At 48.0% G+C, this 21,944-nt stretch carries 23 protein-coding genes; 6 read left to right on the top strand and 17 right to left on the bottom strand.

All coding sequences use genetic code 11. The features are described 5' to 3' along the window. Positions 1-142 precede the first annotated feature (142 nt). From BGM27_RS12255 to BGM27_RS12230, 6 genes are all read right to left on the bottom strand, one after another. Complete coding sequence (locus tag BGM27_RS12255; RefSeq protein ID WP_007407546.1) at positions 143-931, bottom strand: YwqG family protein; 789 nt, start codon at positions 929-931, stop codon at positions 143-145. Between the two features lie 63 nt (positions 932-994). Then, on the bottom strand, positions 995-2,320 hold the full coding sequence (locus BGM27_RS12250) for a UDP-glucose dehydrogenase family protein (protein WP_007407547.1): 1,326 nt from the start codon (positions 2,318-2,320) through the stop codon (positions 995-997). 199 nt (positions 2,321-2,519) lie between these two features. Further along, positions 2,520-3,284: a tyrosine-protein phosphatase gene (locus tag BGM27_RS12245; RefSeq protein ID WP_007407550.1), complete on the bottom strand. Its 765-nt coding sequence runs from the start codon at positions 3,282-3,284 to the stop codon at positions 2,520-2,522. Positions 3,285-3,329: 45 nt separating this feature from the next. After that, the gene (locus BGM27_RS12240) at positions 3,330-4,019 is read right to left on the bottom strand and encodes a CpsD/CapB family tyrosine-protein kinase (RefSeq protein WP_007407551.1); all 690 of its coding nucleotides are present in this window, start codon (positions 4,017-4,019) and stop codon (positions 3,330-3,332) included. Next, positions 4,006-4,752, bottom strand: a complete 747-nt coding sequence (tkmA, locus tag BGM27_RS12235) for a protein-tyrosine kinase activator TkmA (RefSeq protein WP_007407552.1) — start codon at positions 4,750-4,752, stop codon at positions 4,006-4,008. Before tkmA ends, BGM27_RS12240 begins: the two co-directional genes overlap by 14 nt. A gap of 215 nt (positions 4,753-4,967) precedes the next feature. Continuing rightward, positions 4,968-5,111, bottom strand: coding sequence for a YwzD family small protein (locus BGM27_RS12230; RefSeq protein WP_003151259.1), 144 nt, complete (start codon positions 5,109-5,111; stop codon positions 4,968-4,970). A 203-nt stretch (positions 5,112-5,314) separates the two neighbouring features. On the opposite strand from BGM27_RS12230, the gene BGM27_RS12225 reads away from it, so the two are divergent. Continuing rightward, positions 5,315-6,925 (top strand): SWIM zinc finger family protein, encoded by a 1,611-nt coding sequence (locus tag BGM27_RS12225; protein WP_007407553.1) that lies wholly within the window; start codon positions 5,315-5,317, stop codon positions 6,923-6,925. After that, positions 6,912-9,686, top strand: a complete 2,775-nt coding sequence (locus BGM27_RS12220) for a DEAD/DEAH box helicase (RefSeq protein ID WP_007407554.1) — start codon at positions 6,912-6,914, stop codon at positions 9,684-9,686. Before BGM27_RS12225 ends, BGM27_RS12220 begins: the two co-directional genes overlap by 14 nt. A 112-nt stretch (positions 9,687-9,798) precedes the next feature. On the opposite strand, the gene BGM27_RS12215 is transcribed toward BGM27_RS12220, so the two are convergent. The 4 genes from BGM27_RS12215 to BGM27_RS12200 form a co-directional block, all read right to left on the bottom strand. After that, positions 9,799-10,656: a Cof-type HAD-IIB family hydrolase gene (locus BGM27_RS12215; RefSeq protein WP_007407555.1), complete on the bottom strand. Its 858-nt coding sequence runs from the start codon at positions 10,654-10,656 to the stop codon at positions 9,799-9,801. Next, positions 10,653-11,435, bottom strand: coding sequence for a transcriptional regulator GlcR (locus BGM27_RS12210; protein ID WP_007407556.1), 783 nt, complete (start codon positions 11,433-11,435; stop codon positions 10,653-10,655). Before BGM27_RS12210 ends, BGM27_RS12215 begins: the two co-directional genes overlap by 4 nt. A 210-nt stretch (positions 11,436-11,645) precedes the next feature. Continuing rightward, positions 11,646-11,987: a single-stranded DNA-binding protein gene (locus BGM27_RS12205; protein ID WP_007407557.1), complete on the bottom strand. Its 342-nt coding sequence runs from the start codon at positions 11,985-11,987 to the stop codon at positions 11,646-11,648. A gap of 97 nt (positions 11,988-12,084) precedes the next feature. Beyond that, positions 12,085-12,438: a hypothetical protein gene (locus BGM27_RS12200; RefSeq protein WP_003151247.1), complete on the bottom strand. Its 354-nt coding sequence runs from the start codon at positions 12,436-12,438 to the stop codon at positions 12,085-12,087. 170 nt (positions 12,439-12,608) lie between these two features. On the opposite strand from BGM27_RS12200, the gene BGM27_RS12195 reads away from it, so the two are divergent. Beyond that, the gene (locus BGM27_RS12195) at positions 12,609-13,019 is read left to right on the top strand and encodes a YwpF-like family protein (protein ID WP_007407558.1); all 411 of its coding nucleotides are present in this window, start codon (positions 12,609-12,611) and stop codon (positions 13,017-13,019) included. A 45-nt stretch (positions 13,020-13,064) separates the two neighbouring features. On the opposite strand, the gene mscL is transcribed toward BGM27_RS12195, so the two are convergent. Then, positions 13,065-13,460 (bottom strand): large conductance mechanosensitive channel protein MscL, encoded by a 396-nt coding sequence (gene mscL, locus BGM27_RS12190; protein WP_003151243.1) that lies wholly within the window; start codon positions 13,458-13,460, stop codon positions 13,065-13,067. Between the two features lie 56 nt (positions 13,461-13,516). Then, positions 13,517-13,942, bottom strand: a complete 426-nt coding sequence (gene fabZ, locus BGM27_RS12185) for a 3-hydroxyacyl-ACP dehydratase FabZ (protein WP_003151242.1) — start codon at positions 13,940-13,942, stop codon at positions 13,517-13,519. A 195-nt stretch (positions 13,943-14,137) separates the two neighbouring features. Between fabZ and BGM27_RS12180 the strand changes: the two genes are divergently transcribed. Further along, positions 14,138-15,202 (top strand): tetratricopeptide repeat protein, encoded by a 1,065-nt coding sequence (locus BGM27_RS12180; RefSeq protein ID WP_007407559.1) that lies wholly within the window; start codon positions 14,138-14,140, stop codon positions 15,200-15,202. A 17-nt stretch (positions 15,203-15,219) separates the two neighbouring features. On the opposite strand, the gene BGM27_RS12175 is transcribed toward BGM27_RS12180, so the two are convergent. From BGM27_RS12175 to spoIIID, 4 genes are all read right to left on the bottom strand, one after another. After that, complete coding sequence (locus BGM27_RS12175) at positions 15,220-16,041, bottom strand: flagellar hook-basal body protein (RefSeq protein ID WP_007407560.1); 822 nt, start codon at positions 16,039-16,041, stop codon at positions 15,220-15,222. Positions 16,042-16,065: 24 nt separating this feature from the next. After that, positions 16,066-16,863, bottom strand: coding sequence for a flagellar hook-basal body complex protein FlhO (locus BGM27_RS12170; RefSeq protein ID WP_007407561.1), 798 nt, complete (start codon positions 16,861-16,863; stop codon positions 16,066-16,068). 158 nt (positions 16,864-17,021) lie between these two features. Further along, entirely contained in the window at positions 17,022-18,023 is a 1,002-nt protein-coding gene (mbl, locus tag BGM27_RS12165) for a cell shape-determining protein Mbl (protein WP_003151237.1), read from the bottom strand. 180 nt (positions 18,024-18,203) lie between these two features. Further along, positions 18,204-18,485 carry a sporulation transcriptional regulator SpoIIID gene (gene spoIIID / locus BGM27_RS12160; protein WP_003151236.1) on the bottom strand — a complete coding sequence of 94 codons (282 nt, stop codon included), beginning with the start codon at positions 18,483-18,485 and terminating at the stop codon, positions 18,204-18,206. 331 nt (positions 18,486-18,816) lie between these two features. Between spoIIID and BGM27_RS12155 the strand changes: the two genes are divergently transcribed. Continuing rightward, positions 18,817-19,230: a MarR family winged helix-turn-helix transcriptional regulator gene (locus BGM27_RS12155; protein WP_007407562.1), complete on the top strand. Its 414-nt coding sequence runs from the start codon at positions 18,817-18,819 to the stop codon at positions 19,228-19,230. 24 nt (positions 19,231-19,254) lie between these two features. Beyond that, on the top strand, positions 19,255-20,451 hold the full coding sequence (locus tag BGM27_RS12150; protein WP_007407563.1) for an MFS transporter: 1,197 nt from the start codon (positions 19,255-19,257) through the stop codon (positions 20,449-20,451). Positions 20,452-20,485: 34 nt separating this feature from the next. On the opposite strand, the gene BGM27_RS12145 is transcribed toward BGM27_RS12150, so the two are convergent. After that, complete coding sequence (locus BGM27_RS12145) at positions 20,486-21,940, bottom strand: NCS1 family nucleobase:cation symporter-1 (RefSeq protein WP_007407564.1); 1,455 nt, start codon at positions 21,938-21,940, stop codon at positions 20,486-20,488. Positions 21,941-21,944 lie beyond the last annotated feature (4 nt).

Raw genomic sequence — 21,944 nt, 5'->3', positions numbered from 1 at the left:
GCTCACCATTAACGCCAAAAGACTCACATAAACGGCATATCCATTCATTGATCTCCTCTATGTATCCATGATAAATTCCCTAAAAAAAGGAGACAGTGATTAACCGTCTCCTTTGCCTTGTATCATGATCATCATACTGTCGTTAACTGCAGTCCCAGTTGTACAAAACGTTTGAGAAATCTTTTTTCTTCAAATCTTCCGGTCTGATAAAGAAATTGGCGATTCCCACATCTCCCCACATCGAATCAATGTCATCATCTGAATCAATTTGCAAAAGCAGGATCGTATGGTTTTGATGGGAGTAAGACCGCGGATCTTCCTGGGTGAAGGACGCATAACCGCCGATTTTATGGCCGAATGCGTTCGCCGTATATTCGTCATACACCTCATCGTCAAACTGCTCGAAATAGTCAAAGGCATCCATCCCGGCATACTGCCTGAATTGAAAATCAGACGGGAGCACCCATTCAGCAGACAGCTCAGGGGTGATCAGGGCTTCTGATTGAATCGGAAAATCGTACTCCTCTTCAACCTGAACGAAAGAAAAATCATCCATGAGCTCCGCTTCTTCTGCTGTCACATATTCAAAATATTTGACACAGAAACCCGTTTGCGCGCACCCGTCGTCAAAATTCAGACCGTATACGTCATCACTGACCGATATGTAAAACTGAAGAATGCCGGTGTCCGGAAAATCAGGGAGTCCGGGCATATCCGCAAAATTGATTTGAGCGAGAAGCTTCATCGGCCTGCCGCTTTCATCTTTAGGATATGGTTCATGTTTCGGAAAATAGGGGTCTCCGGCAATTTTACTGTCATACCGCCCCGTTTCAGCTTTTTTGACGTGCAGTTTGATAAAAGGCCGTGCTGACGTTTCCAGCAGACCGCGGGATGATTCCATTTGCTTCGGCAGTTTCCATGTTTTTTCCACGATTAATATCCCCTTCGTCTCTAATGATTGTATGATAAAAGGCCGGCGCGGTCCGCCGGCCTTTCAAGTGACAGAATCAGTCTGAGGCACGACGGCTCTTCTTCCGATTGAGATATATTCCACGCCCGCCTGTTCCGCTTCCTCAAGCGAGTGGCAGTTTCTCCCGTCGAAAATAACCGGGGTTTCCATCAGCTCTTTGTACGCTTCAAGCGGGAAGTGTTTAATTTGTTCCCAATCTGTCAGAATCAGGACGGCATCCGCTCCCCTGACGGCTTCTTCTATGGACTCCCGATAGGAAACTTCAGCCGGAAGCAGCCCGGAAGCCCGGAATGAAGCGATCGGATCGTACGCTGTCATCCGGGCGTCAAGAGCCGCCAGACGATCCGCAATGACAATGGACGGGGCATCCCGCATATCATCTGTATTCGGCTTAAAAGACAGCCCTAATAACGCGATAGTCTTCCCCGTCACACCGCCGAGCCTGTTCAGCACTTTATCAACCAGCATGGACTGCTGGTTATTGTTGACTTTAATGACGGACTTCAGCAATTCAAAATCATGCTCCACATGTCCCGCGATCTGCACGAGGGCGTTTGTATCCTTCGGAAAGCAGGAACCGCCGTAACCGATGCCGGCTCTTAAGAATTGATTGCCGATCCGTTTATCCAATCCCATTCCGTGTGCGACTGATTCCACATCCGCACCGACTTTTTCACATATATGAGAAATTTCATTAATAAAACTGATTTTCGCCGCTAAAAATGCGTTTGACGCATATTTGATCATCTCAGCGCTTCTGATGTCCGTATGATATACCGGAATCGCAAGCGGCGCGAAAACCAGGTCAAGCGTTTCCCGCGTCTGCCGGTCTTCAGCCCCGATCACGATGCGGTCGCCGTGAAAGGTATCGTGAATCGCCGAACCTTCACGGAGAAATTCCGGATTCGAGGCGATTGAAATGTTCACGTCCGCTTTCAGCCGTGAATGAATAACTTCGCTGATCCTGTCATTCGTTCCCACGGGAACCGTGCTTTTTGTCACGACGATCGCATCTTTAGAAATATGTTCGGCAATCCGTTCGGCGACATTTTCAATATAAGTAAGGTTTGCGTGCCCGTCTTCTTTTTGCGGCGTTCCGACCGCTATAAAAATAACGTCCGCTTCCGCAAGCCCTTTTTCGTAGCTCGTTTCAAATGCCAGCCGATGCCGGCCGATATTTCGTTTCATCATATCTTCAAGGCCCGGTTCAAAGATAGGGGACAACCCCTTTCTCATCTGCTCAACCTTACGTTCGTCAATATCTATGCATGTTACGTCATGGCCGATTTCTGAAAGAGACACTCCTGTCACAAGACCGACGTAGCCTGTTCCGATCACTGTTATTTTCATCGTGTTCCCCCAACCGTTTAGAAATTGCTGCTGGGCAGCTTACCGTTATTATCATATGATCCCGGCGCCGGCTGAATGCCGGAAGCCTGAGGTCATGATAGGAAAAAACGGCGCCGGCCGCTGATAATAGCATAAGCATAAAAGAATCATCTTGCAAAACAGCCGCTTATGCTTCATTTAAACGGGATGGAGACGACGATTAAAAAAGACCCCAGCGCTTACGGCGGGCCACAGGCAGCGGAGGTTCCTTATAAACGGCTTTGTTTTCAGCGAGAAGCGCCGCATTTTCCGTGAGCATGTAAATCAGCTCCGCCCCTGCTTCTTTTTTCAGAACGCCGAGCGCCTCCTGATAATAAAAATTTCTCGGTCCGAGATTATGGGCGTCAGATGCGAGAAAGTGGATCAAATTCGCTTCAATCAGCTGCAGCGAAAAGGATTTCGCTTTCCGCCCGAATGCTCCGGCAATGCAGCCGGCCGTCACTTGGGCGGCCGCGCCTTTCTTCACAAGACTGTATAGGACGGAAGGGTTTTCGCGAATTTCCCTGTTCCGCTCCGGATGGGCGATGACGGGGACATATCCGTTCAGCTGCAGTTCATAAAACAGCCTTTCAGCGTAGGCCGGGACATGATCCGCCGGAAATTCCGCCAGCACATACTTTGTATCATGGAGCGGGACAAGCGAGCCGCTTTGAAGACCTGCCAGCAGATCTCCGTCTGTTCTGATTTCCTGGCCGGGCAGAACAGTCAGCGGAATGCCTTCCTTATTCAAACGTTTGTTTAACAGGCTGACCGCTTCGTTGACCGTATGCCGGTCCGTGTCATAGCGGTATTTCACATGATGCGGCGTCGCGATGATCGTATCAATCCCCTGTCTGACCGCTTCTCTCGCCATCTTCAGGCTTTCTGTATCATCCGCCGCGCCGTCGTCTATGGAAGGAAGGATGTGACAATGGATATCTATCATATTTCAATCCCTCCTTAAAAAGAATGGACCGCGCCCATTATGACATTATTGTCCGTAATAGGCGTAGTCCGAATGTTTCGTTTGTTTCTTCCCGTTCATCACGGCCCCAAGGAGCTTGCACGGGCAGTAATCGAGCGCTTCTTTTGCCTTGGCCGCTTGTTCCTTGTCCGTTTTCCCGCTTGAGATCACCATAATGGCCCCGTCAGTGTAGCTGCCTAATATTTTCGTATCGGCTACGGCCAAAACGGGAGGCGTATCCAAAATCACCTTATCATAAACTTCGGCGGCTTCTGACAGAAGATCTTTCATGGCACCCGTCGATAAAAGCTCCGCCGGATTGGGCGGGATCGGCCCGCTCGTTAAAATATCCAGGTTTGCTTCATCAGCCGGCAGGACGGCTTTCTGAAACGGCATCTGTTTTAACAGCAGTGACGTTAATCCGGTTCCGTTATCCAATTTGAAGGTGAAATGAACCGTCGGTTTGCGCAGATCCGCATCAATTAAAAGCACTTTTTTCCCCTGCTGTGCAAATACGACGGCAAGATTGGCCGCGGTTGTCGATTTTCCTTCTTCCGGACCGGCGGATGTGATCAAAAGGGACTTCACCTCCGTATCAACGGAAGAAAATTCAATGTTTGTGCGGATCGTGCGATATTGTTCTGAGTTGATGGATTTCGGTTCAGACATCGCAATCACGCTTCGTTTTCCGGGTTTGTCTTTTTTACGCGTCAACATGTCCGCCCCCCGCTTGTTTGGTTTCCGCCATCCTCAAGTTTTTGGCAACGCTGTCTTTAGTACTGATTGAAGTAACCGTTCCCAGGATCGGGATGCCGAGCAGCGATTCCAGCTGTTCTTCCGATTTGATCGTATTATCCAGATGTTCCAGCAAAAAGGCGAGACCGATTCCGCCCAAAAGTCCGGCGGCAAACGCAATCGCGATGTTCAGCTTACGGTTAGGCTCTGCCGGTGACTGGCTGTCCGCCGCTTCGGCCTTTGAAAGGATGCTGACATTATCCACGTTCATGATGGCGGTGATCTTGTCCTGAAAAACGGCTGCAACCGCATTTGCCATAACGGCCGCCCGCTTAGCATCCGTATCCCTCACGGCAATCGTCACGACTTGTGAATCCTGCTCGCTGGACACCGTGATTTTCGATTCCAGCTCTTTCGAAGTCATGGACAGATGCAGCTGTTTAATCACCTCATCGAGGATGACCGGACTTTTGATGATGACATTATACGTGTTGATTAATTGGAGGTTGGTTTGAACATCATTGAATTGGACTTCTTTTTGATTGTTTTTGGATTGGCTGACCAAAATTTGAGTTGAGTTTTCATAGACCGGCGTAAGAGCGAAGAAACTGATGAGTCCGCCTGCGGCAGATGCCGCCGCGGTAATAATAAGTATAAACAGCAGACGCTTTCTCAGTATTGCGAATATTTCCTTTATGCTTGTAGATTCTCCCATATAACCTCCATATCACTTTCCGCGTATTCCCATTCCCTCCAATGATCTTTTCCAATTACGATTATACAGTTTTAAACTGTCATTTCTAACCTTTTCAAATGACAAAATTCGACAAAAATAGACAATCACTTCAATCTGTTTTAATTTTGTAAGCGCTTTAAATACTGGTGTCACAGGAAGATTAAAAAATCCCGCGGCCAAGAGCCTGCGGGATTTTATGTTGCATATCCATTTTTAATATAAGAAATCAAATTCTCAAGCATTTCTTTTGTGGTCATCTCAGAGGACTGCTCACCAATGTCGTGCGCATGCATTAAAATCTTCAGAAACTCCTCTTGATCTAACTTCGTTTTCTTCATCATTCGTTTCCTTTCGGCTTCCATTAAATTGAAAACAAGATTATTATATGCTGTCGGGTGCTGTTTTGCAATCTCTAATACATCATTCGACACATTCGGGTTTTTATGTCCTTTTTTAGGAAAAACTTTTTCCGGGCCATGTGTTGCGATATAATAGAGGAATTGGAATCTTTTTATTTTGTGACTCGTTAGGAGCGATAATCATGCTTCAGGATATGATTGCTAAAGAAGATGTGCTCGCAGCGGCTGAACAGCTTAAAGAACTTCTTCCTTACAATGAAGACAATGTTCAGCTGATGAAGAAAGCACTCATTTTATATCGGCAGGATTCCGTCTATCGTATACAGGTTCAAACCCCGACAGAGATTTCCGCATATGTGCAGGATGTTGTGCCTGTAAGGGTCACGCTGAACTTATTTTTCATGGTGAAAAGCGGCTGCGCATGCCCGTCTGAGGCGATCTGCCGCCACGTGCTGGCCGTTTTTCTTTACGTATATGCCCAATTCGAGCGGGTCGGTACCTTTACCGAACATTGGCTGGAAAGAGAAAAGCTTGAGGACAGCAGGGAGCTTGTCCGCCGGCAGTTTCAGGAAAAAGTGCTGCCGAATGAAGAGTCGCTGTCAAGCTGGCTCGCTTTTTTTGATTCGGAATTCTCGCTGTGGGAGGCGCGGACGCCGGCCGGAAGCCAGACGATGCAGGGCCTTTATTACGGCTATCTGTCAGCGCTCAAAAAACACGCCCCGAAAAAACCCGAGCTTAAAAGCTTATATCAGATTCATTCGGCGCTTGCCGTCTGGCTTCACATGTTCACTTTGATTGAGTCAGGCAGATTGGATGCCGAAAAAGATTATTACAGCATCAATCCATACGTGGAACAGCTGATGGATACGATTTATTCCTCCATTGACAGACTGAAAACGTACGCTTTGTCTTTTTCACTCGATCCCTTTTTAGACCGGACGCCCCCGGTGCTCCGCAGACTGCTTGTGAAAGAAGAGCTTTTTCAATACGAACGCCTCCGGGTATTCGGTGAAATGTGGAGCGCGCTTTTGAACCGGCCGAAATGGGTTGCGCGTGAACAGGAGATTCTCGAACAGGAAAGCGGGCGCCGTTTTTCGCCGGAAGTGCGGTTCGGACGGCTTCATCTGGCCTTTTTGCAAAAAGATGATGAAGCGGTCTTCCAAGATATGTCCCGCTTCCCTCCTGAAGCGCTGCCGTATACCTTTCAATGGCTCGGTGAACTCACCGCGAAAAAAGACTGGAAACGGCTGAAAGCATGGTATGGCCGGATCGAACCGCTTGCCGTCAACTATACGAAGCTTGATAAGCCGTTTAAAGAAATGCGCGACATTATCGGAGAGCTGTTTGCGCTATTGGCGGATTATGCGCGGCACTCACGGGATGATCAGCTGTTTGAACGGTTTGCTTCCGGCTGCCTTCCCTATACCTTTACCGAATACAGCCAGTACCTGTACGAAAAACGACGGTACGCGGAGTGGGTGGAGATTCACAGCCTCGTCGGTTTTTCCGTCTGGGAAATCGAAAAGGACATCCTGAAGGAAATTGCCGCCAGTGATCCGGAAGCGCTCATCCCCTCCTATCACCGGGCGGCGGCCTTTTTTATCGACCAAAAAAACCGCAGCGCCTATAAAGAGGCTGCGCGCCATCTGAAAAAACTGCGGACGCTTTATAAAAAGGCAAAAAAACAGCAGGTATGGGAGCGGTATATCAGCCGGCTGAGCGCAAGCTACAAGAGGCTGCGCGCCCTTCAAGAAGAATTGCAGAAAGGAAAGTTGATTGATGGCGAGTCTTAAGGAAATTTTCATTCATGTAGAACAAATGGAAGATTGGACATTTACGCTGTCAAGCCATGATGAGAAGGAGCAGCCGCTTACTCTCAGTCAGATGAAGACTCATTTGTTCCAATGGCATGAGTCCACCTTTTACGGAACGTTTCTTGAAGACGTCAGCTTCATCGGCACTCCGGCCGTTCTGCTCAGCCCGTGGATGACCGTCGAGCTGCTCGGAAAAAACTCGTTCAATTCATTCAGCACCGTGCAGCTGACAAAGGAAACGGAACCGTTAATCGAAGCGGCTTCGACGATATACGAATTTATTGCCGACGGCGATTTTCTTCCAGATTATGAGGCTTGGCAAAATGGCGTCCTGCGCTTCAAAGACCGCGAGCTTTTGCTGGAAGGCTTTACGGCAGACTGGTTCTCAGCCGCGGTCCAGGACTACATTCAGTACAATGATGACCTGCTGGAAAAATGGCGGCGGATCGAAACCCGCTCACCGGCCGTTCATACGTTTAAAGGCTCCTTTTTGGATGAAGATGATTTTCTCGAGGGAATCGGCTGGCATGACGATCTGACGCCGTTTACCGTCGGGCTCCGATTAAACGAGCCTGATTTCGACGGTGACGACTGGAAAATCGAAATGTTTTTACGTGAGAAAAAAACCGGCTCCATCACCTTTTTTGACGGACTGAAGGGACTGAAAAAAGCGTGGCAGGCATACAGCGGAAAAATCGCGCGCGAACAGGACCGCTTCCGCAGAACGGTTCCCTGGCTTTCGTTTGATTCAGGAACGACGCTGATATCTGAAGAAGAGGCTTGGATCTTCTTATCGGAAGCGAGTGAGACGCTTGTCGATATGGGTGTGGAGATTCTTCTCCCATCATGGTGGCAGATTGTCCGGGACAGCAATATGATGCTCAAGGCGAAAGTGTCATCCTCGCCGCGGGGCGAGTCCTTCGTCGGCATGAACGCTCTGCTTGATTTCAACTGGAGATTCGCCACAAACGGTATTGAGCTGACAGAGGATGAATTCAATGAGCTTGTCGCAAACAACAGACGTCTCGTCAACATCCGCGGCCAATGGGTGAAAATTGATCCGCAATTTATTAAACAGATGAAAAAACTGATGGAAAAAGCGGAATCTGAGGGCCTCCACATGTCCGACGTGCTGGCGCGCGAACTGATGGATCACGGGGAAAACGGAGCCGAGGACACAGACATCATTGACTCATCGGCATTTGCCGGGATCAAGATCGAATTATCAAAGCAGCTCAGAAGCCTGATCCGCAAACTGACGGAAGCCCGGGATCTGCCGGAACATGAAGTCAGCGCCGCGTTTCAGGGCCAGCTCCGCCCTTATCAGATGTACGGCATGAACTGGCTTCTGTTTTTACGGGAAAACGGCTTCGGCGCCTGTCTCGCAGATGACATGGGACTTGGAAAGACGATTCAGATGATCGCTTATTTTCTCCATGTGAAGGAAAGCGGCCGGCAAAAAGCGCCTGCCTTAATCATTGCGCCGACATCGGTGCTCGGCAACTGGCAGCGTGAGCTCCAGACCTTCGCGCCGCAGCTGAAGGCCGTGCTTCATTACGGTCCCCGCCGGCCGAAGGGGGAAGCATTTGTCCCGGCCTATCAGGACGCGGACGTCGTTCTTACTTCTTACGGCCTGTCGCACGCCGATCAGGAAGAGCTTTCTTCCGTGACATGGAGCACCATCTGCCTTGATGAAGCGCAAAATATTAAAAACGCGCATACGAAGCAGTCCCGCGCGATCAGAAAGCTGAAAGGCGTCCATCATATCGCGCTGAGCGGAACACCGATGGAAAACCGCCTGACAGAGCTTTGGTCGATCTTTGATTTTATGAACAAAGGCTATCTCGGCAGTCTGACCGGCTTTCATAAACGCTATGTGCTGCCGATTGAAAAAGACCGTGACGAAAAAAGAATCAACCAGCTTCAGCAGTTAATCCGGCCGTTTTTACTGCGCCGGACAAAACGGGATGAAGAAGTGGCGCTTAATCTTCCTGACAAGCTGGAACAAAAAGAGTTTATCCCGCTCTCAGCCGAACAGGCATCCCTTTATGAACAGCTTGTCAAAGATACATTTGAACATATGGCTTCTCTGACCGGGATGCAGCGGAAAGCGCTGATTCTGAGCATGCTCGGCCGCTTGAAGCAAATATGCGACCATCCTGCGCTCTATTTGAAGGAAGAACAGACAGAGCTGTTAAACGGGAGATCCGTCAAACTGGAAAAGCTGCTTGATTTAATGGCGGTGATCCGCGGACAAGGGGAAAGCTGCCTCATTTTCACCCAATACATTCAGATGGGCAATATGATGAAGCGCCTCCTGGAAAAAACATTCGGAGAACCGGTTCAGTTTTTAAACGGAAGCCTATCCAAGCAGGAACGCGATTCTCTCGTCGAACGGTTCCAGAAGAAAGAATACCCGACGCTGATTTTGTCACTGAAAGCGGGCGGAACCGGCCTGAACCTGACGGCTGCCAATCATGTCATTCACTATGACAGATGGTGGAATCCGGCGGTGGAAAACCAGGCGACCGACCGCGCCTACCGAATCGGCCAGGAACGGTTCGTCCACGTTCACAAACTCATTACGACGGGAACGATTGAAGAAAAAATTGATGCCATGCTCGAAACGAAACAAACGCTGAACGATCAGATTATCCAAAGTGAAAATTGGATTACCGAGCTGTCATCCGCTGAGCTTGAAGAATTATTCACCCTCAGCGCATCGGCGCAATCACATTAAACGCAAAAAGGCCGGCTCTCTCAGAAGAGCCGGTCTTTTATGTCGTCCTTACTGTTACGCCGCATTTGCCATGAATGCGTCACGCCAGTCATGAACAGTATCGCCATACCTTTCACAGTAAATTCCTGATCATATGCGCAACGCCGTTTTGATCATTTGTCAATGTAACGGCATCAGCGATCTCCTTAATATCTTCTCTCGCATTCCCCATCGCTATGCCTTTTCCGGCCGCCTGAAGCATTGAATAGTCATTTAAGCTGTCACCGACCGCGGCGGTTTCAGCCATCGGAATGCCGAGCTTTTGCGCCAGCCGTTTGAGCGCCTGCCCTTTAGAGGCGTTTCGAGACGCCAGTTCGAAGTTGTGATCGGCAGAGCTGACAAGGGTGAGATCTTTCTGACCGCTGAATCGGTCCCAGCCCGCTTTCAGCTTCCGCTCATCAAACGAAAATCCGAGAATATTATAAAAATCCAGATGCTCTTCTTTCTCAAAGAGCTCACGGTATGAATGAATGTAAGCAAAACCGGACTGGCTGTATTGCACTGAAGCCGCCTGTTCCAAAACGGAAAGATCGGTTTCCGGATTGGCGCTTTTCACCCGGTCCATTTCGATTTCGAGCAGCTGCCTGCCGGTTTCAGGCGTATAGATGGCTTTGTTTGTAAACACCTCATAGTAATATTGATTCTCTTCAAGCCATGACAAAATGCCGCGGGCTCTTGTTTCTTCAATCGCATCACAGTGGTACAGGCTGCCGTCAGGAGCATGAATGGCGGCTCCGTTTGCGCTGATGACCCACGTTTTTATGCCGAGCGGTTCGAATATGGAGTGCACGTCAAAATGCGCGCGTCCCGTGGAAACCACGATTTCAATTCCCGCTTGCCGGGCTTCCCTTAAAGCCCGCTCATTTTCATCGCTTACTTGATGACTGCTGTTCAGCAGTGTGCCGTCCAGATCTATGGCAATCAGTTTCACATGTCCTCATCCTCTTCTTCAGATTCAGTTACAAGCAATTCTACGCCGTGCCGGTCGAGCAGATCGCAAAAATCCTGATCAGGCAGCTGATCGGTAATCAGCAGGTCAATCTCATGCAGAGCTGCATACTGATAAAAACTCGTACGGCCAAGCTTGGAGTGATCGCTCAGCGCAATCACCTGTTCCGCCTGTCGGATCATTTTACGCTTTACCATGCCGTCTTCTTCATGCGGAATCGTCAGGCCGTTTTCCGAGATGCCGACAACGCCGATCAGCACCTTATCGGCGTGATAATCCCCCAGTTTTTCTACAACGGAAGCCCCGTATAAAAACCGGTGTTCCTTCTGGAGCTTTCCGCCGAGCAGGTGAATATCAATTCCCTCTTTTGCGGAAAGGATATCGGCCTGATTGATCGAATTTGTAATAACAGTGCAGCCGGTGACATTTAAATGCTCCGCGCAGGCCTGCACGGTTGTCGATGTGTCCAGGATGATCCGGTCTCCTTTATGGATCAGGGATGCGGCCAGCTTGCCGATTTTGTTTTTCTCTTCAGAAACGGTTTTCAGCCGGCCCGAATAGCCCGGAACTTCCTGATTCACCGACGGCAGAATCGCGCCGCCCCGTGTTCTGATAATGGCCCTGCGCTCTTTCAGCTTTACAAGGTCCCTTCTTGCGGTATCTCTTGAAATATGAAGCAGCGAACATATCTGTTCAGCGGTGATCCGCCGATGCTGTTTCAAATATTCCATTATCGCAATCAGTCTTTCTTCTTGATACACGTCCTCATTCCCTTTTTCGTCACTTATCTGTAAGTAATTATAAGTTTTTATCCCAATATATTCAATGTTTTTAAGTATTCATAAGCGAAATCACTTCTTTTTAACCATTTTTTAGCTCCCGCACAAAAAAACCAGTCTTTCGACTGGCGAGTGGGAAGGAGGTATTGCGGGGCCCGCTGAAAAAGGCGGGAAATCGAGGAAAAAAGCATGCTATTCAGCCAGCGGCTCTTTCCGTTTTTGATCCATAAACCGAACGGTATCAGCCATGACCTCGGTCACATAAACTTTTACGCCGTCTGTCTTTTCATAGCTTCTCGTCTGGATTCTGCCGCTTACACCGACCATTGACCCTTTTTGGCAGTACAATGCCGTATTTTCAGCGTTTTTTCTCCAGATGGTGCAGTTGACGAAGTCGGTTCCGGTTTCACCCGACGCGCTTTTAAAATTGCGGTTTACCGCCAACGTAATATGTGCGACGGGAATGCCCGCTGCTGTAAAACGGAGCTCCGGGTCTTTCGTCAGCCGGCCGACAAGCATAACGTGGTTAAACAAGCCGTATCCTCCTCTCTTTTTCGAGGCTGGCTTCATTGTAGTACAAGGGCTCGTGAAAGCAAAAAGCGGAAAAAGCCGTTATCCGTTCAGGCTGCTCTTATGTTTTCGTTTTTCTTTCTGATAAAAAAAACTTTTGTTTTTGGCCGCTTATGTAATATGTATTTTTGAGCAGCCGCGAGAAAAGTTTCGTTTTGAGCCAGTCTTTCTCAAACATGCGGACAAACTTTCCGCCGTCCCATGCGAACCAGTAAAAACTCAGCTTTTTATCAGTCAGTGAAAGCTGAATTTTATACTGTTCCATGCGGTCTTTTGTTTCATATAAAAAGACGACATTTCCCCTTCTGTTAAGATGCACCTCACAATCTTCCTTTTTGCATACCAAGTAGGAATGATCGTCTTTTCGCCTTGAACCGTCTTCTATATAGATTTCCTTCAGGCGCAATTGATTCATAAGCATCTCTCCATGACCATATTCTTTTACATTATAATGAAAAAATAGAAATGATTAAATGTTGACCGCCTACAAAAATGATGAAGCATGTCTTACAGCATTTTCCCGGGAAAAATGATATGTGTTATAATAAATGAACGAAACATGGACAACAGGGGTGAAAATAAGAGATGAAAACCTTTAAACTGGTTGATCTGAATGTGGAACGTTTAGATAAAGACGATCAGCCGATTGAGCAGTTTCCCCTTTTAGACGGATTGATTATCAACAAAGAGGACGGAGAAAATCACTGGTTAATTGAAGCACTGGTCCCGGCCGAACACTTTTCTTTTTTTGACATGCTGATGAAAAGCCAGAAAGAAGCGAAGGTGTTTGTAACGATTACGAAAAAAAGCAACCGCCCCGCCCAGCTGACAGGAAGCATCAAAAATATCGTCGAGCTGGAAAGAAGTATACAAGTTTTAATTTACGGTCAAATGGTGTCAAGAAACCACCCCGGATCAGAAAGCATTCTGGAGTCGCTCGTGAAAGAAGGCTACTCGGGCAGCCGGCTGATTGAAGCGTTTAAACAAAAATTATGATCATGAAAAAGGCCGGACGTTAATCATCCAGCCTTTTTTTGTGCCCTAGTCATTGTGAGGAGCCCGCTGTTTCAGCAGATCTCTGATTTCAGTCAGCAGTTCTGTCTGCTGATCTGTTTCCTCGGCTTCTTCAGCCTCTTCTTCTGCTTCTTTTTTACGTCTCAGCTTGCCTATTGTGCGGATCACGATAAAAATAGAAAATGAAATAATGAAGAAGTTCACAATCGTTTGAATGAAGCTTCCGTACTTGATATGAGCATCGCCGAATGTCACGGCCAGCCCTGAAAAGTCAAGACCGCCAAGAAGCAGGCCGACAAGCGGCATGATGATGTCTTCAACGAGCGACGTCACGATTTTGCCGAAAGCGCCGCCGATGACGACACCGATTGCCAGATCCATGATATTGCCCCGCATCGCAAAGCTTTTAAATTCTGACCACATTACATTCACCCCTTTCTATACAAAATGGGCTTTTTTATAAGCCCATTTGTTTGCTTTTATTCTCCGAGCGCAAAAGTTAATTCAGCTTCACACACGAGCTCGCCGTCAACTTTGGCAACGCCTTTGCCGCGTCCGATCGTACCGCGCGCGCGGGTAATATCAACCTCAAGCTCCAGCTTGTCACCCGGTTTTACCTGCTTTTTGAAACGGCAGTTATCAATCCCCGCAAAAAATGCGAGTCTGCCCCGGTTTTCTTCTTTAATCAGCATCGCAACCGCTCCGACCTGCGCCAAAGCCTCTACGATTAATACGCCCGGCATAACAGGGTATTCAGGAAAATGGCCGTTGAAAAAATCTTCATTCGCCGTCACATTTTTATATCCCGCCGCCCGTTTTCCTTCTTCGACTTCCGTAATTCTGTCTACCAGAAGAAACGGATAGCGATGGGGAATAATTTCTTTAATTTGCTGAGTATCAAGCATTCTCTTGACATCTCCTTCATCGACAATAGTATGTATAGAAGGCATATGTGGCAACCAATCTGTACATTTGGAAGTATATTATGAATCAATTTCTTTTTCAACCGCGCTGTAAACTGTAACCAGCTGGCAATGAGCCTCGTCCATTAATGTGTTATGATAAATAAAGACTTTTACCCTATGCAAAGAGGTTGGAAGATGATTGCTAAGTTTACTGAAAAACGTACGCTGGTGATGCTGAATGAGTGGTATGACGCCATGGGAAAACGCCAATTCGATCTAGCCCGTTCCCTTCACGAACAAATCAATCAGCATCTCCCCAAATTACAAAAGAATGCAAAGCTCAAACTCAGATATCAGCTGTTTTTCGCACGGTTTCAGCTGCTGTTTGAGAAAAAAGACGGTCTGAATAAGCTGTTCTGCGAGCTGAAGCGGCGCAAAGATGAGATGGATCATGAATTAACTTATTATTTCTATTTTTTCAAAGGGTTATTCCATATGGTGAATGGCGCTCCGAACCGTGCTGTCTGCCGCTTTAAAGAAGCTGAACAGTACCTGCCGGCCATTCAGGACCGTTTCGAAGCCGCTGAATTTTATTATAAAACAGCGGGTGCATATTACATGATGAAGTCGCCTGCGCTCTCCATTCAATATGTCAATAAAGCGCTGGAAATCTATCAAGATGAAGCCGGCTACATCAAAAAAACGCTCAGCTGCCGGCTGCTTCTCGCCGTGAATTATATAGACGAGGCACGCTATGACGACGCAGAACAGCTCTTCAATGAATCCATAAAGATAACGGACCGGATCAATGACAATAACCTGCTGTGCCACGCCTATTATAATTTTGGTTTTTTAAAGACCGCCCAGAAAAAAGATAAAGAGGCCCTCCCTTTTTACAAAAAGGTATTGGGCAATCAGCGTTTCGAGAAAGAGTCTCCCGTTTCCTACCTTCATTGTGTGTACGAAGCGGTCAGAGCACTTTTTAAAACCGGCTCTGCCGCCGAAGGACAAACCGTGCTGCAGAAAGGTTTATACATATCTGAAAAAGTGCAGAACAAGATTATGAAATTGAAGCTGACCGCGCTCAACATACTGTACACCGCCCAGGAGGACCCGTACGACCGATTGCAGAAGCTTGTGCTGGAGCTGCAGAAAATTGAAGCGTGGGTGGATTTGGAAGTGCTGCTTCAGGATATTACTGATTACTACAAAAAAAAGGGCGATTTTGAGAAAGCCGCATTTTTTATCATGCGCGGCTGATCAAAACGCCCCTTCTTTTATCTGACTGAGTTGATTAAGCCCAGCATTTGGTCTCCCAATGTAATCGTGCGGCTGTTCAGCTGATAGGAACGCTGAGACACGATTAAGCCGGTCATTTCTTTTGACATATCGACATTTGAACTTTCAAGCGCGCCCTGCTCCATGCCGATTGCCTGCCGGTTTGCGCCGGTAAACTCTTCAATCGCTGAAGCCCCCGCGCCGTTTACGGAAAACAGATTATCCCCTTCCGCATGAAGCGCCTTAGGATTATTGACATTGACGATGCCGAGATTAAACGTCTGCGAACGGGTTCCCGCCTGGTCTGAAGCAGTCAGCGTTCCGGTTTTGCTGATTTTCAGCTGAGTCAGCGAACTGTCAATTTGTATGGGCTGACCGTTCTCATCGAGAATGGGATTGCCTCCCGCTGTCATCAGCTGAAGCAGCCGGTCATTTCCGCCGGCCGGCTTGAGGGAAAGTGAGCCGTCCCTTGTATACACCCGCCGTCCGTCCGCTTCTGCCTGAAGATATTGATAAGGTGATGTGAACGCGATATCAAGGTCACGGTCGGTTTTTTTGATGCTTCCCTGCCCTGAGTCCAGCTGCGGAGTCATGACCGTTCCGGCGCCGAGACGCAGGCCGGGCGGCGTTTTCCGCATGTTCGGCGAATTTTCCTTTTTGTCATCTATATGGTCATACTGCTGTCTGATCAGCTCGGAAAAGCGGGAGTCCCTCGCTTTATAGCCTGTCGTATCACTGTTTGAAAGGTTGCTGCTGACTGTATCCATCTGCTGCTGAAGCTGATGTAAGGCTGTTGAAGCCGTCAGCATTGATCTGAGCATCATAATTGAATGTCCCCCATTTTGTTACACTTTGCCGATTTCATTTGCGGCTTTATCCATGCTTTTATCGTAAGCCTGAATGACTTTCTGATTGGCTTCAAATGATCTGTATGCTTCCGTCATTTCTGTATACGTGCTCGTCACGTCCACGTTTGAAAGCTCCGAGACGCCTTGCTTTAATGAATACGAGACTTGGGGATTCGCCGCCGCGCTCAACAGTTCAGAGCCGTCGGCCGTGCTGTATAGGTCATTGCCGTCCCGTTTCAGATTGCGCACGTCTTCTTCCATTCTGATATCAATCTGCCCCGCCGGCCGGCCGTTTGTCGTGACCGTTCCGTTTTCTGATACGGTGAATTTTTCATTGTCGACTGTAATCGGCTGTCCGTTTGTTGATAACACAAGGTTTCCGTTTATCGTAAGCTGATTGTTTTCATTTAATGAGAAAGTGCTGCTTTTTGAATAGCGGACGCCGCCTGCGGTCTGCACGGGATAAAACAGCTCGGCGTTTTCATTCGTTTCGGCATTCTTGGGAACCTGATTCTCCATAAGCGCGATATCCGTCGGCTGATCGGTCGTTTTCAGGCTTCCCTGCGTAAACAACGGTTTCAGCTCCTGCATGTATACGCCTGTGTTGACGGAGCCGATTTTCGTTTTTTTGTCGCCTTCTATTCGGCTCAGAAGCATCTCGGGAAAGGCGCGGATTGAACCTTGATCCTCTTTGTACCCTGATGTATTCGCGTTTGCGATGTTATTTGACAGCATTTCCGTTCTTCTCTGCTGTGTAATCATTGCGGACGTTGCGGTATATAATCCTTTTAACAAGTCTTCCACCTCTGAAATAGCATTATTTCCAGTTGCCTCACCGGAACATTTGTTCTATAATGAAAATCAGCATTTTTCTTATTATCGGATTTACATTCCCGTTCGTGAAGGGTTTGACAGAAAAAAACCCCATTCTTTTTCAGAATGAGGTTTTATCATCAGCTCAGTTTGCGTTTTGGAAGCTTGTCCATGTTATCCAGCATGACGCCGGTTCCGACCGCAACACAATCCATCGGGTTCTCAGCAACAAGAACAGGCACCCTCAGCTCTTCGGCAAGAAGCTGGTCAAGCCCGTTTAACAGCGCTCCCCCGCCGGTAATGATAACGCCGCGGTCGATGATGTCAGCGGACAATTCAGGCGGTGTTCTTTCAAGAACCTGCTTGGCGGCCTGCACAATGACGGCAACTGATTCACGAAGGGCTTCTTCTACTTCTTTGCTGTTTACTGTAATCGTTCTCGGCAGACCGGAAACCATGTCACGGCCGCGGATGGTGATTTCTTCATGACGTGCGTCTGGGAAAACCGTTGCGACCTTCACCTTAATATCTTCAGCGGTACGTTCACCGATCAGCAGCTTATACTCGCGTTTGATATAATTTAAGATTTCCATGTCAAACTTGTCCCCAGCCATCTTAATAGAAGAGGAGGTGACAATATCGCCCATAGAAATAACTGCGATATCTGTCGTACCGCCTCCGATGTCAACAACCATGTTACCGCTCGGCTGGAAGATTTCCATACCCGCGCCGATAGCGGCAACTTTCGGTTCTTCTTCAAGGTACACATGCTTTCCGCCGCTTTTTTCAGCTGCTTCTTTAATCGCTTTTTGCTCAACGGATGTAATATTCGTCGGGCAGCAGATCAGCATGCGCGGTTTTGAGAAAAGTCCTTTTACATTCAGCTTATTAATGAAATGTTTCAGCATGGCTTCTGTTACTTCGAAGTCTGCGATTACGCCGTCTTTCAGCGGACGGATCGCAACAATATTCCCAGGTGTACGTCCAACCATTCGTCTGGCTTCTTCACCGACAGCCAGCACTTTGCCGCTGTTTTTATCAAGTGCCACAACGGAAGGCTCATTCAGAACAATTCCTTTTCCTTTTACATGGATCAGTACATTTGCAGTACCGAGGTCAATTCCAATATCCCTTGCAAACATCTATTTATATCCTCCTTGATATCTGTTTCACAGTAAAATATCCACATTGTGCCCTAATTATATATATTATCATAATTTATCAAAAAAAAGCTGCTGAACGATATAAGTTCTTGACAAAATTTTGCGGATATTCGCGAAACCGCCCGGGAGGAGAAAAAAGGGCCCGGCAGACGTCAGACGCTACGGCTGCTGAACGGGCTCCCCTTCAAGAATTTCATCCTTCTTGTACTTTAGTTTCGTCGCCTCTCCCCCTCTTAAATGTCTGATGGATTTATGATAATCGAGTATTTCTTTTACTTCATTCGCCAAGTCAGGATTGATTTCAGGCAGGCGCTCTGTCAGATCTTTGTGTACGGTACTTTTGGAAACACCAAACTCTTTCGCAATGACACGAACGGTTTTTTTCGTCTCCACGATATACTTACCAATCTTGATTGTTCGCTCTTTGATGTAATCGTGCACACCACTCGACCTCCCCAGTTGGATGTGAGAAGTGTGAAATGAGATCCGTATTCTGTAACAGATTCACTGATGATGCAGCTTCTTCGTTGTCCGATTATATAAGAAGGTTTTAGAAATATGCCCACGATCCCTCACCTCAAACACTCTCTTTGATAGGTTTGTAACAGTGTATTAGCAATGAATTGGGAATATGCTAAAAACTCAATAAGGACAAGGGGCGGGTCATAATTTTCTGCTTTTTGATCGGGGGGTTTACATCCGCGCGATCCTGCTGTAGAATGAAACAGCACAATTAGTTACTTAGGTAAGTTTTTTGAAAAGGAGAACGGAAATGATCCACGTCAACAGACGCCTCATTCACCAAATCAATCAATGCGCCCGCCTGATTACGAAGAAAGCCAATGAACGGCTGGAACCATTCGGCCTGTACTCCTCTCAATGGTCAATCCTATATTGCTTAAAAACGATCGGACCGATGACCCAAAAAGAAATCTGGTCCTATCTGAACGTAGAGGCGCCGACCGTTACCAGAACGATCAAACGCCTTGAAGAAAACGGCTGGATTCAGCGGGAACAGGGAGAAGACAAGCGGGAAAAGCTCGTCGTCCTGACGAAGGAAGCTGAATTGAAATACGACAGCATCAATCAAGAGATGCTGAAGTTCGAGGAAGACATGCTTGCGGATTTCCAAGATGGAGATAAGGAAGCTTTTTCTGAGTTTCTGAATGTGTTTTTAACGAAATAGAAAAGAAAGGGAAGTGCTGTACTTTTGAGTAAATCTGACTCGATCTGGACCAAAGATTTTATTATGGTCGTACTCGTGAATTTATTTGTCTTTGTGTTCTTTTATACATTTTTGGCCGTGCTGCCTATCTATATGATTCAGGAGCTTGGCGGCAGTGAATCGCAAGGAGGGCTTTTGATCAGCCTGTTCCTGTTATCTGCTATTATTACCCGTCCTTTTTCAGGGGCGATTATTGAACGGTTCGGCAAGAAAAGAATGACGATTGTATCCTTGGCGCTGTTCGCCCTGTCTTCTTATCTGTATTTGCCGCTACACAATTTCTATCTGCTGCTCGGACTGCGTTTTTTCCAAGGCATCTGGTTCAGCATTTTAACGACGGTCACAGGCGCAATTGCCGCTGACATTATTCCCGCCAAGCGGCGCGGCGAGGGGCTCGGTTATTTCGCGATGTCTATGAACCTTGCCATGGCGATCGGTCCTTTTCTCGGGCTGAGTCTTGTGAAAGTCATTTCGTTCCCGGTTTTCTTTACGATTTTTGCCGTATTTGTTTCTTTAGGCTTGCTGATTGCTTTTATGATTCGTGTGCCGGATCAAAACAACAGCGGAACGACTGTCTTCCGTTTTTCTTTCTCCGACATGTTTGAAAAAGGCGCGCTTAAAATCGCGATTGTCGGGTTGTCCATTTCTTTCTGTTATTCAAGTGTGACTTCATATTTATCCGTTTATGCAAAGACGATCCACCTGTTGGATGTCAGCGGCTATTTCTTCGTCTGTTTCGCCGTGACGATGATGGCCGCCCGTCCTTTCACAGGAAAGCTGTTTGACAGAGTGGGGCCGGGAATCGTCATCTATCCGTCGATTATCGTGTTCTCCGCGGGGCTTTGCATGCTGGCGATGACAAACAGCGCCCTCATGCTTCTCTTATCCGGTGCCGTAATCGGTCTCGGATACGGCTCTATCGTACCGTGTATGCAGACGCTGGCGATTCAGAACTCGCCCGGACACCGTTCAGGCTTTGCGACGGCTACCTTCTTCACTTTCTTTGACAGCGGGATTGCCGGCGGGTCCTATGTATTCGGCCTCTTCGTCGCTTCGGCCGGATTCCATTCGATTTATCTGGCAGCAGGGCTGTTCGTCCTGATTGCTTTACTCCTGTATGGCTGGAGCCAGAAAAAAAGAACGCCGCTTCAAGCGGACGGAAACGTTTCAATCGCAGAATGATATGACAAAAAGCCGGGGGCAGCCCCGGCTTTTTTTATTCGGCCGCTCTTTCCCGCGCGATTCGTCTTGCCGCTTTTACATAAGGAGGATGAATATACATAAGCGCCGTATAACCGAGACATGACAAAATGACACCCGCAAACCAGGAGATATCATAGATGCCGGCGAACGCCGGGACGTACATCCCGATTAAAGAAATAAACGCGCCGAGAAAGGTCGCGGCAAAGGCCCGGTAATTATAGCCTTTGTAATAAGTGTACTGTCCGGTTTCCGAATAAAGGTCTTCAACTGAGAGCCGCCTTTTTCTGATGATAAAATAATCAGCCATCATCACCCCGGCCACCGGTCCGAGCATCCCGCCGATGAGTCCGAGAAACGCATAAACATTCGTGGCGCTCTCCATCAGCTTCCACGGTATTGTGAACAGAGCCAAAACGGCGGTCAAATACCCACCCCTCCTGAATGTAATATACTTCGGCAGGACATTCGCCAAGTCATAGGCCGGTGACACGATGTTTGCCGCCACGTTAACCGAGACGGCGGCGATGCAAAGTGTGATGACCGAAAGAGCGATAACAAAAGGATTATCAAACCGGGCCAAAATCTCCACCACATCCCAAATCGGTTCTCCGAATGCTACTTGTGATCCTGATGTCACCGTGATGCTTGCAAACGCGAACAGCGCAAACGTTCCCGGCAGCCCGTAAAACTGGCCGCGAATCTGTTCTTTTTGCGACGCGGCGAACCGGGTGAAGTCAGGGATATTCAGGATCAGCGTCGCCCATATTCCGATAATGCCCGTCACCCCTGCTGCAAACGGCCAAAACGTTTCAGAAAAGGTGTGGAACTTTCCCGGCTGTGAGTAAATCGGTCCGAGCCCGCCGGCAATATCTATCGCCCACCAGACCATGCCGCCGAAGACGAGATAAACAAGCGGGCCCGCCCACACTTCAAATTTTTTGATCGATTCCATGCCGTGCCGCAGTACAAGCAGATGAATGCCCCAAAAGAAAATGAACGACAGAAAACCCGGCAGATGAAGCCCGAGTATATTCCAATCTCCGCCGAGACTCCCCCAGCCCGGCCATATGTTCAAAAGCAGAATGTGTAAAGCCGTGCTCCCGGCAAATGTTTGAATTCCGAGCCACATGATGGCTGTAAACGCCCTGAGAAGCGCCGGAATGTTAGCGCCGTATATTCCGTAAGAAGCCCTGATAATGACCGGAAAAGGCAGTCCGTATTTCGTTCCGGCATGGCCGTTCAAGGCCAAAGCGGCGAACAAAATGAGTGACGCCGTCACGATAATGGCGAGCACCTGCCACGGAGAAAGACCGATCGCAATGAGCCCGCCCACAGTCGCGTAGGTCGGGATATTATGAATACAACCCATCCAGATGGATGCAAAATTCACCGCTTTCCATGTCCGTTCGCCGTCTTCTAAAGGCAGTAAATCTTTATTGCTTAGCCGATCACTCGTTGTTTTTTTCATTTTC

This window comes from Bacillus sp. FJAT-27001 (assembly GCF_019039175.1).
In the GTDB taxonomy this organism is placed as follows: domain Bacteria; phylum Bacillota; class Bacilli; order Bacillales; family Bacillaceae; genus Bacillus; species Bacillus velezensis.
Note: the sequence above shows the minus strand (reverse complement) of the source record. Positions and strands in the feature narration are given on the sequence as shown.

Coding starts and splice junctions, on each gene's coding strand:
- BGM27_RS12155 (WP_007407562.1), top strand. CDS start 18,817: ATGATCCACGTCAACAGACGCCTCATTCACCAAATCAATCAATGCGCC.
- tkmA (WP_007407552.1), bottom strand. CDS start 4,752: ATGGGAGAATCTACAAGCATAAAGGAAATATTCGCAATACTGAGAAAG.
- BGM27_RS12145 (WP_007407564.1), bottom strand. CDS start 21,940: ATGAAAAAAACAACGAGTGATCGGCTAAGCAATAAAGATTTACTGCCT.
- fabZ (WP_003151242.1), bottom strand. CDS start 13,942: ATGCTTGATACTCAGCAAATTAAAGAAATTATTCCCCATCGCTATCCG.
- mscL (WP_003151243.1), bottom strand. CDS start 13,460: ATGTGGTCAGAATTTAAAAGCTTTGCGATGCGGGGCAATATCATGGAT.
- BGM27_RS12245 (WP_007407550.1), bottom strand. CDS start 3,284: ATGATAGATATCCATTGTCACATCCTTCCTTCCATAGACGACGGCGCG.
- BGM27_RS12225 (WP_007407553.1), top strand. CDS start 5,315: ATGCTTCAGGATATGATTGCTAAAGAAGATGTGCTCGCAGCGGCTGAA.
- mbl (WP_003151237.1), bottom strand. CDS start 18,023: ATGTTTGCAAGGGATATTGGAATTGACCTCGGTACTGCAAATGTACTG.
- BGM27_RS12200 (WP_003151247.1), bottom strand. CDS start 12,438: ATGAATCAATTGCGCCTGAAGGAAATCTATATAGAAGACGGTTCAAGG.
- BGM27_RS12230 (WP_003151259.1), bottom strand. CDS start 5,111: ATGAAGAAAACGAAGTTAGATCAAGAGGAGTTTCTGAAGATTTTAATG.
- BGM27_RS12250 (WP_007407547.1), bottom strand. CDS start 2,320: ATGAAAATAACAGTGATCGGAACAGGCTACGTCGGTCTTGTGACAGGA.
- BGM27_RS12240 (WP_007407551.1), bottom strand. CDS start 4,019: ATGTTGACGCGTAAAAAAGACAAACCCGGAAAACGAAGCGTGATTGCG.
- BGM27_RS12180 (WP_007407559.1), top strand. CDS start 14,138: ATGATTGCTAAGTTTACTGAAAAACGTACGCTGGTGATGCTGAATGAG.
- BGM27_RS12195 (WP_007407558.1), top strand. CDS start 12,609: ATGAAAACCTTTAAACTGGTTGATCTGAATGTGGAACGTTTAGATAAA.
- BGM27_RS12175 (WP_007407560.1), bottom strand. CDS start 16,041: ATGCTCAGATCAATGCTGACGGCTTCAACAGCCTTACATCAGCTTCAG.
- BGM27_RS12220 (WP_007407554.1), top strand. CDS start 6,912: ATGGCGAGTCTTAAGGAAATTTTCATTCATGTAGAACAAATGGAAGAT.